This is a genomic window from Streptomyces sp. NPDC008121 (assembly GCF_042957155.1).
Taxonomy (GTDB): domain Bacteria; phylum Actinomycetota; class Actinomycetes; order Streptomycetales; family Streptomycetaceae; genus Streptomyces.
The window spans coordinates 22,581-34,253 of the sequence record NZ_JBIBHT010000021.1; the positions used below are offsets into that span (position 1 = coordinate 22,581).

Below are 11,673 nucleotides of genomic sequence, written 5' to 3' on the forward strand. Positions count from 1 at the left end.
GTGTGCGACGGTGGGGAGACAACGAGACCGACCGGCACCTCGGGGCGCTGGTCTTTTAGGGGAGTCGGGCGTTGCCCCCATCCCGGGCACCCGGCCCCCTTCCATCGTCGTCCACCCTCTTGTCCGGGGTGCTCGACAACCCCCGGAAGGGGGCGCCCCAGCTGAACGCCATCACCACCCTCAACGGGACGACCGCGACCATCACGGTGCGCGGCGACATCGAAGGGCCTGGATCGCGTAACCCGCGGAACGGCCGCCTGGCTTGCTGCCTATTGTCAGCTAATTTCAGGCGGCTGAGCCGTCCCGGGCCATAGGCTCACGGGCTAGTGCCGGTGGTTTGCGCGGATGCGTGGACCATGCTCGGGGACGAGGGGGGAATCAGCCGGGTGGAAGAGCGGGAGCGTGGGCTGCTGGGGGTGTACGGCCGGTGGCGCAAGGGGGAGTCGGACGAGGATCCTGCGCAGCTGCTCATCGATATCGTCGCGACGCTGCTGGTCCAGTCCGTGTCGTTGGACTCCATACAGACCTATGAGCTCGGCGACGTCCCTGCGCTGGCGTACGAGTTCGAGGGGCGGGACTACCTCCTTCTCCTGGCGGGGCATGAAGAGTCGTCTTCTTGGGGCTGGGCGATCCTCACGGCCGAGGGCCGCATGGTCCGCGGCGAACAGTGGGCGGTGCTCTACTGGCCGGCCGATCAGGCGGACGACGAACTCGTACGCAAGGCAGCCGGGCTCGGGGGAGCCGTCCTCGATCGGACTCACCTGGATGCGGCCGCGGCTGGGGTGTGTGCACTGACCGAGCTGGTCCGCCGCGCCGTGCGCCGGCAGGAGTTCTACCTGCCGCTGGCCGAACTGCTTGGCGTGGGGAAGGCGGCGCCGACGCCCGAGGCGATGGTTGTGCCGGCACGCCTGACGTCTCCTGTGGCCGTGGAGACGCGGACGTGGGCTGGGACGACGGCGGAGGTGCTGCTGATCGGACCAACGCGCCCTGACCGGCCCACGGGGCTGGCGTGCCTACCCCAGGGCCGTGTCCTCATCACCTGCGCTGACGGGCTGCTCGAGGTCGACACGGCCAGCGGCCAGGCCCACTGGCACCTCATGCTGCCCGGTTGCCATGGCGCTGCGTTGGTGTGCCGGGATGGCGGCGTCCTGGTGCTGCGCGGCTCCTCGCTCATCCGCTGGCATGAAGGCCGTCTTCACGCCGTCGCCGGAGACTTCGACGACAGCTCCGTGCTGCTGGCCGGACCGGACGGTGAGCCGTGGGTCCTGTCGGGCTCTGGTGTCACGTTCGGTGTCGGTGAAGGGGACCTTGCGCTGGTGCGCGCCGGGGACACGGTCGGGGGCCAGATGCCCTATCCGATCCATTTCCCTGGCGCAGTGCGCTCGGCGGTCTGGCTGGAGCGGCGTCGGTTCTTCCTCGCCGCCTCGGGACACAGCACGGTCATGGACCTGGCTCGCTCTACGGACGCGGGCCAGCGCGAGGACTGGATCCGCACCCCCGTGCACTTCCCGGCCCATGTGCTGCGCGCCGACGCCACCAGCGTCCTGAGCGCCTCACCCGACGGCACCGGCACCGGGATCGCCGTGCACCGCACCGACGTCGTTAGCCGTACCAGCGAACCCATAGTCGAAGCCCGGCTCGGCGAACTCTTCGGCTTCGCCCAGGCCCCAGACAGCAGCCCTGCCTACCTGCTGGCCTCGCTGCCCTCCAACGACCACACGCAAATCCGCCCCGTTCTGCTACGGCTCACCGGAAACCGCCCTGCGGCTCCCCGCTCGGCACCCGCACCGACGGCGTACCGCTATGACGTGGTGAGCCAGACGGCGCGCGGCGAGCGCGGGGACTACGCGCTGGAGCCTCGCCCCCTGGCCCCGCCCGGGGGGCAGGCCGAGGTGTTCCCGGCCACGCACAAGCCCTCGGGGACGGTCGTGGCCTTCAAGCGCCGCTCGGGCTGGCGGGAGCGTGGCCAGCGGCGCATGCGCCGCGAGGTGGAGGCAGCCCAGCGGTTCGGCGACAACCCGCACGTCATGCCGGTCCTCGACTTCCACCCCGGCTACGCGTGGTTCGTCATGCCGAAGGCCGAGGCCACCGTAGAGGACAAGCGGACCGAACTGCAGGCCCCGGACAGGCTGCGGCCCCTGGTTGAGGCCGTTGCCGCAGGCCTCGCCGACGCGCACCGCGAGGACTGGATCCACCGGGACATCAAACCCGCCAACATCCTGCTCCTAGAGGGCCGCTGGGTGGTCGCGGACTGGGGCATTGTGCGCCGCCCCCGCGGGCAGACCAGCACCGCCGGCCTGCTGACCACGACCGCCATCGGCACCGAGGGGTTCGCCGCGCCGGAGCAGTTCCTCGACGGTCACGACGTGTCCCCCGCCAGCGACATCTACAGCCTCGGGCAGCTCATCGGCTGGATTCTCACCGGGATCTGGCCGCAAGCCAATGTGCCCCTCCTTCCCGATCCGGGCCCGTGGTACGGCGTTGTACGCCAGGCCACCCAGCTAGATCCCGCCCGCCGCCCTCAGGACATGGCCGCTTTCCTCGGCCTGGTCGAACGCGAGACAGGGGCCAGCAGCGAGCTGCCCATCGTGCGCGCCCGGCGACTGCTGGAGGACGCCGACCAGAACGACACCGCTGCGGCCGCCCAGCTGCTCGCTCTCGCCGCCGATCAGCCCGGCTCCTCCGAGCTGTACCTGGACGTGATCACCAGACTGAACGTGCCGACGGTCAAGGGAGCGCTGCTCGACAACCCGACTCAGACGGCCACCGTGGTCCACGCCCTCACCCAACATGCGGCTGCCCACGACTGGCCCAGCAGGGAGGAGGCCGACCGGGCCCTGTGGTGGCTGCTTGATGTCGCCCGCCTGGCAGGATGCGAGAAGCAGTGGGCGCTGCTCGACATAGCCGTTCAGGGCATGTGCGACTGGGACGGCCGCTTCGACCGGTGGAGTCCACGAGACGACATCAAGGACTGGATGCGTGAACTCACTGGTCACGCCGCCAGCATCGTTGCCTCCGCGCTTCGCGCTCAACCGGCGGGAGCACGACTCCTCTGTGAACTTGCCGAAGACCGGCGAGTCGACCAGGCCATCCGAAGCGCTGTGTACAGACACTGAGCGGCCTGTGCAGAGGCATTGATCAACCACACCCCGGGTCCTTACGGTATGTGAGTGGATGATGACGAGGGGGATCGCTTCTCCGACGCCATGCGGCTGCTGCTGCTCATTGCAGCAGTGTGCGATCCGTTGCGCGAAACGGAGCAGCAGGCAGCGCCGAAGGATGCGGTCGCTGTGCTGCGCGCTGAGGGCCGGCTGCAGAAGCTCGACTTCTGGCTTCGGAACCCGGACTATCTGGCCGATGAGCTTCTCAACGACTACGAGCGTGAGCGTGAGAAGGAAGCCATCAACCTGGAGTTGGCCGGCAGCATCCTGGATTCGGACGAGCCGGAGATCTGTGCCATCCCGATGCTGCGCTACCTGTTCGGGGCGTTCGAGTACATCGATCAGGCGATGAGCGTCCTGGCCGCCCCGCGGCTGGTGGTGGTCGTGCCGCGGCGCACCGCCGCGCGGGTGCTGCAGGACAACTACTACCTCACGGCCCAGGGCCGCGAGGTGGCCGAGCGGGCGACGGAGCAGTTCCCGGTTCTGGCCTGGTACACCGAGCGCGCCCGCCTCGTCCGGGCGCTCGCCGAGGCCACCGGGCATTCCGCACTGGCGCTGCGCAAGCGGCAGTACCTGCAGCGCGACTACGCCCAGACCCCGCTGAACGAGTTCATACCGTCGATTGCCGACCGGGCCCGCGCGCGCCTGGCCCGGCTACGCGCCGAAGCACAGCAGGGGGACGCCGCGTGACCACAGAGCCTTTGCCCGTGCCGTCCGAGGGTGAGCTGTACGAGCAGATCGCCGCTCGGCTGCCGTCCGCTGACGCGGAGAGGGTCCGCCACGCTCTGTCTGCCCACGGCATCCAGCTGACCAGCCCGCTGCCCGCGCGCCGGCAGCTCGTCGTGCATCGGCTGTACTGCGAGGGCACCAAGACCGGTACGGACGACAACGACGGCGACTTCACCGTCGACATGACGCTGGGGCCGGGGCCGTGGGCGATCGCCAGCACCCTGAACAATGCCGGCAAGTCGAGCCTTCTGTGGGCGCTGAGCTACGCCCTGCGTGGGGATGGCTTCGAAGCCTTCCGCCGGTCGGAGACAGTGGACTGGTTCTCCTACATCCGCGCGGATATTGAGGTCGCTGGCGTCGCCGCCTCCATACGCCTCACCTTCGACAAATCCGAGCGCCCCAGCTGCCGGCTCCTGAGCGCCGACACCCTTGAGCACCTCACAACCCTCGACGGCTCCCAGGAGAGCGGTCCAGGCGTACGCGTGGCGGCCACTGCGGAGCCCGGCGGCGTCAAGGAGCTCATCGACCGTTTCATGCTCGACCGCTTGGGCCTTCGGCCACTGTCCCTGTGGGCGGCCGAGGCAGGCGCGCCGAAGGACGCCGACGGCAACCGCGACAGCGCGGAACAGGTGCACGGCTGGGCAAGCTACTTCTATGCCATTGCGCTGAACGCAGGGAACTCCAGCATCCTGCTGGGCCCGACGTCGTACAACCAGCTCCCCGTGAAGCTGATGCAGCTCTTCCTCGACGTCCCCTACGCGTCCGAGCTGACCCAGATCAACACGGCCCGCAAGAAGGACACCCAGGAGAACAACCGCGTTCAGCGGCGGGCACGCGAGGACACCAGGGCCCGCGAGCAGCAGACCGAGCCGCTGCGCCAGGCACTCAGGGCTGCCGAGGAGAAGGTGGCGACCTTGGAAGCGGGCCAGCCGGACCTGACTGGCTTGCTCGCCGACGTCGATGCCGCCGCACGACGACTCGCCCACGACCAGGCGGCTCACCAGGAGGCTGAAGAAAGCCACGCCCTCACGCGCAAAGCCCGTCTCAAGGACGAACGAGCCGTCCGCCGGGCCCAGCAAAGCCGTGCGGCCCGAGCCCTTCTGGGAGCGCTCGAGCCGGAGGCCTGCCCGCGCTGCGACCACGAGATTGATGACGCCCGGCGTACCGCGGAAGAGAGTGAACACCGGTGCTCGGTGTGCGCGAGCCCTCTGCCGGAGGTGGAGGACGACCCAGAGGCGCGGGCAGCGCTGCTAAGCCGACTGGAGGATCGGGTGAATGCCTCCCGCACGGCTGAAGAGACAGCCCGGCTGGCTGTCGAGGCGGCTGTCGCCGCCTGCGACAACAGCCGTGCGGCGTACGACCTGGTGAACGCCCGCCTTACTGCGGCACGTTCCGGCAACTGGTACACCCGCCTCGAATCCGCCCGGCAGGACGTCTACCAGCTACGCGGCGCTCTGGCAGTCGCCACCGGCAACGGGACCGGACTGCCGGAGGTGGTCGGTGACTACGTCACCGCAACGACGAGCCCGTCGGACACCGAGGACGACTCCGACGACAGCGACGCCGTCTTGGAGGCGGCCGCCGAGGTGTTGTCGACTGTGGTCGCCGACCACAGCAAGGCCCTGTTCGCCGACCTGAACCGTGAGATCGTCGCCATCGCCCACGACTTGGGTGTCGCCAACCTGACCAGCGTCGACCTCAACCTGGCGGGACACCTCAACGCCCGCAAGACCGGCAAAAAGCACCCCTTCAAAGCATTCAGCCCTACCGATCGCCTGCGCATGCGCATCGCGGCCATCGTCGGCATGATCAAAGTCGGCCGCAAACGGGGCATCATGTCCCACCCCGGTCTGCTGCTCATCGACGCACCCACAGCCGAGGAGCTCGCCCCCGAGAACGCCCGCCAGTGCATCAAGACCCTCTACGAGACCGCTGAAGACGACCCGGGCATCCAGATCGTGATCACGTCGATCGACGACGCGGTTTGGGAGTTCTACCCCGAGGACCGTACCGTGACCGGTCCTGACAAACGCCATCTCTTCTAGGCCAGGCCACCAGGACTATCCAGCAACGACGGGGGAGGCGGAGGGCATCGTGCACGTCATCGACGAGCGCCTGGCCCAGTGGGCCGCGCACGCCTCCCGCCCCCAGCTGCGCGCCGGCCCGACAGTGGAGGACCTCGGAGGTCTCGACGCCGTTCTCACCGCCGCGGACCACCTCGCTCAGGGCCCCTTCCTGGCCCACCTCATCCAGGCGACCGCGCACCACCTCGACACCTTCGGTTCCGAAGCCTGCAAGCCGCTGTACGACGCCGTCCTCGACGGCCTGGGGACCAACAACAACCACGCGGCCTTCGCCAGCGCCACCGACGCCCTCGCCAGCCGCCCGGCCCTGGCACGTGAACTCGGCACTCCACTGACCCGCGCGCTGCTCGCCCGTCTCCAACAAGCCCAGGACGCCAGCGACGACCTCGCCGCGGCCCTCATAGGGGTGGAAGCCGCGGACTGTCTCGTCCAGCTCACCCTGGCCGGCGTCACCAAGGCCGCTCGTCTCCTCGGCGCCATGGACGAAGCAACCGAGGACCCGGCTGCACTTCCCGAGGCCATGGCCACCCGCCTGCCGCGCCTCCTCGGCGTCCTCGACGCCCACCATCCAGGCGCCGGCCTTCGGGAGGCCCTCGAACGCTGCCTGATGCTCGACCACACCTGCCGGGACGCAGCCTTCGAACTCGCCCTGGGCGACCTGCGCCAGGCTCTGGAACAAGACCAGTACGCGCCCATGACCGAACAACTCCGCAACACCCAGGATCGGCTGGCCGAACTGATCACTCTCGACCCCCACCGCCTGGACGCCCAGCTCTACCACGCCGCCATCGAAGCCGTCCTCGGCCTGTCCGCCCCTGACGCCCCCGCACGCGTCCGCACCGCCGCATCCACCCTGCGCGACGTCCTCCACCGCTACCGGAGCTATCGCTACCGCACCCGCACCCCGGCCTGGGCACGACCACGCCAGAACGACGTGCTCGCCTGGTCGGAACTCACCGTCCTACTCGACGGTGCCGCCGCACACCTCGCCCACGATGACCCCTGGTACGAAGGCGGCCACGGCATCCTCACCGCGCTGCTCCGCGCGTACACCGCGCACAACACGGTCGCCGTCCTTACAGACAGCCCGGCGGCCGCCGCCGTGGAAACCTTGGTGGCGCCCGTCATCGAAGATGCCTTCCTCCAGCACGAGCACCGGCAACGATTCCTCCAGCACGCCCTGGCCCACGACGAAGAGATCCGCGACGATCCCGCGGCCCAGCAACTTCATGCTGCCCTCCTCCACCGCACCGCGACTAGCGCAGGATCCCATGATCAGCAGGCGGGTGATCAGGGAAAAGCACGGCGCTGGCAACAGCTGGCACACCAACTGAAAGACGACTTCGCTGCGTTCGTTGACCAGACACCCGAGCATGTCCTCGACCGTCTGGAGCTCAGCCTCCGCACCCACGAAGACGTCCTCGCGGCCATCGCCGACCCCAAGTACGGTCGCCTCAAAGCGCAACTACTCAAACAGCTGGAAAGCTCCCGTGACTGGCTTTCCGGCATCGCCGACGAGTTCACCGCCCTTCTGGACACTACGATCCGCTTCGCCTACCAGTGCTACGACATCGGCCGGAAGATGGGCGGCTCCTATACCGAGTACCTCCGCAGACGAGACAAGGACGGCAAGAAGCAGAAGGTGGACGAGGCTCTCTTCCATCAGCACTACCGGGAAGTACTCGCGTTCTCCGCCCTCTTCAACATCGTCAGCGCAGAAGTCATCGACAAAGGCGGCGGCCGCGCCGACATCATCGTTTCCTTCGGATCCGTCCAGTTCAACGTCGAATGCAAGATCGAAGAAGACGACGCCAGTGAGGCCGGCCTACGTCAGTACGTCGCGCAAGCAGCCGAATACCAGAACACCAACGCCGCCTTTGCCATCCTCCTTGCCCTCGATAAGACAGTCGGCGCCGAAGGCGCCGCCAACCTCTTCGACAGCATCTGGATCGAGCCTGTCCAACGCGCCGACGAACGCGAACCCTGCCACGTCGTGATCATCCGTGTCCCAGGAGGACGCGATAACCCCAACCTGCTACGCCCAGCATGACCACTCGTCGCTGACCTTGCTACGGCTGGTCGACCGTCGTCGCCTGATGGACTTGTACGCGCCTGGGTGGCTGATGCTCCACGGCTGTCAGGCCCACTCCACGCCTAGCTCCCGCAAGGCGTCGAGCTGCTGCGCTGTGAGTTTGTCGCGTCGTTGTTTGGTGTTGCTGTACCAGATGCCGAGCTTGGCCTCCGTCCCGTCGGGCAAGGTCACCACCGCCTTCCGGGGTACAGGCCGGTGGGTGCCTTCCTGTTCGACCCACTGGGTGAGGGCCGCCAGGCCCCTCTGGAATGCCTGCTGTGTCTTGCTCCCGGCCTCCCCCGGGCCCTTCGTCGCGCCCTCAGCGGCTGGTGCCGCAGCCGGTGCCTCGTCCGGTGTCACGCCCAGCCGGGGCAGCCGTTCCTGCTGCTCTCTGGAGAGCTCCGCCCAGTTGCGGCGTTGTCGTTGGAGCCATCGTCCGAGGTCGTCGTTGTCGTGGAGGACGCCGGGTGCGATGTCGGGGAGCCGGCCGCCTGGTTCGTCGGCGGCGAGGTCGGCGAGGACGCGGTGGTGGCGCTGCCAGTCCAGCGGCCAGGGGCAGTTCCAGTCCGCATCGATCGCGGTCAGCTGCCCTGCGCGCTCCGCCGCCCGGACGGGGTCCTTGCCGAGGCCGCCGTTGCGGCGGAGGTTGGCGATCAATTGTCCGATCGCGACGGGCCGGCCGTCGGGGTCGTCCCAGACGGCGTCCTGCCGCGGCGCGAGGTGCCCCATGGCGCGCCTGTACGACCGTAGGGTGGCGAGCTTGTTCTCCCAGGCTTCTTCGCCCGGTTCCCACACCATCCCGGCGTCGGGGGCGTCGAGCAGTTCTTTGCGGTGGGGGTCGAGTTCTCCGGCCCGCCGCGCTTTGCGCTGCTGATGGACCCACCTGCCCAGCGGGAACGCTTTCGTCACTCCCACCTGGGTCTCGACGTCATACGGGACGGCGTGCAGCCCGGTGATGTTGTTCTCCGCCCGCCACCGCAGGAGGGCCTGGTAGCCCTCAAGCCAGACCAGTGACTGCGGCCGGTAGACCCGGGTGCGCAGAAACGCGGCGATGGTGGCCGGATCTCGGGGACTGGAGAACTGCAGCAGCTCCGACTCCGCCACGCCGCTCCCGGCCTCCGGCCCTTCCGGGCCGGTGCCGGTGGGGACGCCGGTGATGATGCGCCCGTCCTCGTCCCGCTGTACGTGCACCTTGCGCGTCCCGCGGGTCAGGGCCCGGCTGGCGAGCTGTTCGGTGAGGTGTTCGGAGTGGGAGCGCAGGCCCTGGAGGACGGCGACGAGGGGGGCGTAGGAGGCGCTGGCGACCATGTCGGTCGGATCCTCGTCCGGTTCCAGGAAGACGGGCACGAGGATCCGCGCGGTCTTGGTGGTGCCGTCGAAGTTGGGTCGTAGTGCCCGGCCGATGTTCTGCACGATCTCGACCTGGGAGCTGCGGGTGTCGGCGAAGCAGACGGCCTCCACTCCCCGTTCGCCCCGAATGTCGACGCCTTCGCCGAGGACGCGGCAGCTGGCGAGGAACGCCCGGTGCACCCGTCGGCCCGCGGCATCAACACCGTTGGCGAACTGGCGCAGGATTTCGCGGCGTTCGGTGACGAGGTGGTCCCCGCACAGCCACGCCGACCACACCCGGTCCGCGGGAACGTGCCGCCCGGCCTCCTCGACATCCCCGGGCACGGCACCGAGAGGAGAGCGCGGCCGGTCGGCAGCCTCGTCCAGGGCGTGGGCGGTGACCTCGTCCGCATACAGGTCCGCAGCCGTCCGAGGCAGGTTGAGGGCGAAGGCCTCGGCTTCCTCGACCCGGCTGTGGAAGGTCATCATCGTCTTGATGTTGCGGGCACTGGCGTGCTCCAGGAGCGCGGCCTGCAGCAACGCCAGCCGCCGGCCACGCCGCGCCTCGTCGGACAGGCGCACGGAGTAGTCGGGGTCCTCGATCTCCAGGACGTCGATCTCGAACCCGGCGAGGACGCCCCGCTCGACCGCCTCGGCGAGTCCGAACTCGGCCAGCCACGGCCCGAACGTGGCCGAGTCCTGGCCCATCGACGCCAGCTCCAGCTCGCGCCCGTCCTTCCCGCGCTGCGGCCTGGGGGAGGCGAGGATCCGCGGGGTCGCGGTCAGGTAGAGCCGGAAGTCGGCGGGGATGCGGGTGTTGTCGTGGATCGCCGCCCACGACCGACCAAGATCACCCGCAGTCGAGTGGGCTTCGTCCACGACCGCGAGATCGAACGGCGCCATCCGTTGCCCATACAGCCGCTCCCCGCCCGCCAGAGCAGCCTCCAGCGGCCCGCGCATCGTCCCCCGGCCCGTCGGGTCGTCGAAGTCGTCACGGTCCACGAGGGAGGCGTACGTGGCGAACACGACCACCGGCCCTGATCCCGCCCACAACGCAAGCTGGATCGGGTTGGTCGTCGTCCGCACGCCCAGCGAGTCGAGCACTGGATCGCTCTCCAGCGAGCACACCGCCACCATCGCCGCGCGGTGACCCACCGCCCGCCACGCCTGAGCGGTCTGCACGAGCAGGTCCAGGGTCGGCACCGTCACCAGGATCCGGCCGCCGGGGAAGCTCTCCAGCGCGCATGCGGCCGCTGTGATCGTCTTCCCCGACCCGGTCGCCGAGATAATCATCCCCCGCGCCCCTTGAGCGGGTACAGAGGATCGTGCCGGGAATCCCACCCAGGAGCGAAAGGCTGACTTCTGGCGCACCTGATGCTCGCGCAGGCTGATCACGAGTGTTTCAACCCTTCCTATTCCGGCGAGAAAACAAGCCCTTCCACCGACCGATCACAGCGCCCCTCGGCTCCTCAGAAGGCGCCGGCACGGGATACTTCTCCCGCCCGCCGCACTCGGGTAGCTCGTCCTCGAAGTCACACGCGGCCACCGCTTTGACACCCAAGGACCACAGCGACTCGAGCACAGCCGCGACGGCCTCCACCACATCGGCCGGCGCGCCCGACGGCGCCTCACATTCCAGTACGGTTGGCCACTCAAGGAAGTCGTAGGGGTGCGCCCGCCTGCCAGTGGCGTAGTCGTTGTACCCGGCAGAGAGGTGCACGGGCCCAACGAGCAGCCGCTGATCCCCGCCCTCCAGGCGGAGGGAGTCCCGGAGCCGGGCGATGACCGTCGAACCGTCCGCATCCACATAGACCGAGGCATCCGAATAGGGGAAGTTCGGAGCAGTACCCGAAGGCAGTAGATCATCGGTCACGAAACGGCTCCTAAGATGAAACGATGCCAGGCGGGCACAGCCCCCGTTTCCGCCAACGCTACATGGTGCATCAGTTGTGAGGCACCACTACGCCGAAACCCAGACGATCGAGCAACCCCACCCCTACAGCCAGCCAGGCCCGCGACAGCGGGCCCACCGGCCCTGAAGGCGCAGCCGGAAGGGCCTAGCGGGAGGAGCGCAGCGGATCCCGCCCCGGGCTGAAGCGAAGCACAAGCCCGGGGCGGGACAAAGTCCCGCCGGCCCGGTAGCGCAGCGGACGGGCCATCAACTCCACTGCGCAGCAGTGGAGTTGAACGTGGGGCGCAGCCCCACGCCAGCGCTCCCGCGGAGCGGGAGCGCAACACCCTCGCGCAGCGAGGGTGTTCGCTTGCACATCGCGCAGCGATGTGGTACCCGCGCCGCGGG

Annotated in this window: 6 protein-coding genes; 4 read left to right on the top strand and 2 right to left on the bottom strand. The window is 68.9% G+C overall.

What is annotated here, in order from left to right:
• Nucleotides 1–356 precede the first annotated feature (356 nt).
• The 4 genes from ACFZBD_RS33615 to ACFZBD_RS33630 are packed head-to-tail and all read left to right on the top strand — an operon-like array spanning nt 357 to nt 8,024.
• Entirely contained in the window at nt 357–3,116 is a 2,760-nt protein-coding gene (locus ACFZBD_RS33615; protein WP_391147171.1) for a protein kinase, read from the top strand.
• Between the two features lie 54 nt (nt 3,117–3,170).
• The gene (locus tag ACFZBD_RS33620) at nt 3,171–3,851 is read left to right on the top strand and encodes a hypothetical protein (protein ID WP_070390092.1); all 681 of its coding nucleotides are present in this window, start codon (nt 3,171–3,173) and stop codon (nt 3,849–3,851) included.
• A complete protein-coding gene (locus tag ACFZBD_RS33625) occupies nt 3,848–5,935 on the top strand; it encodes a hypothetical protein (RefSeq protein ID WP_391147175.1) in 2,088 nt (695 codons plus the stop codon). Before ACFZBD_RS33620 ends, ACFZBD_RS33625 begins: the two co-directional genes overlap by 4 nt.
• 49 nt (nt 5,936–5,984) lie before the next feature.
• Nucleotides 5,985–8,024, top strand: coding sequence for a hypothetical protein (locus ACFZBD_RS33630; RefSeq protein ID WP_391147177.1), 2,040 nt, complete (start codon nt 5,985–5,987; stop codon nt 8,022–8,024).
• An 87-nt stretch (nt 8,025–8,111) separates the two neighbouring features.
• Here the strand turns inward: ACFZBD_RS33630 and ACFZBD_RS33635 are convergent, their stop codons facing one another.
• Nucleotides 8,112–10,769: a Helicase associated domain protein gene (locus ACFZBD_RS33635; RefSeq protein WP_391147180.1), complete on the bottom strand. Its 2,658-nt coding sequence runs from the start codon at nt 10,767–10,769 to the stop codon at nt 8,112–8,114.
• A 7-nt stretch (nt 10,770–10,776) separates the two neighbouring features.
• Nucleotides 10,777–11,247 carry a hypothetical protein gene (locus ACFZBD_RS33640; RefSeq protein WP_391147182.1) on the bottom strand — a complete coding sequence of 157 codons (471 nt, stop codon included), beginning with the start codon at nt 11,245–11,247 and terminating at the stop codon, nt 10,777–10,779.
• Between the last annotated feature and the right edge of the window lie 426 nt (nt 11,248–11,673).

What these genes read in the sequence shown, in the direction of transcription:
- ACFZBD_RS33615 (WP_391147171.1), top strand. Translation starts at nt 357, where the DNA reads ATGCTCGGGGACGAGGGGGGAATCAGCCGGGTGGAAGAGCGGGAGCGT.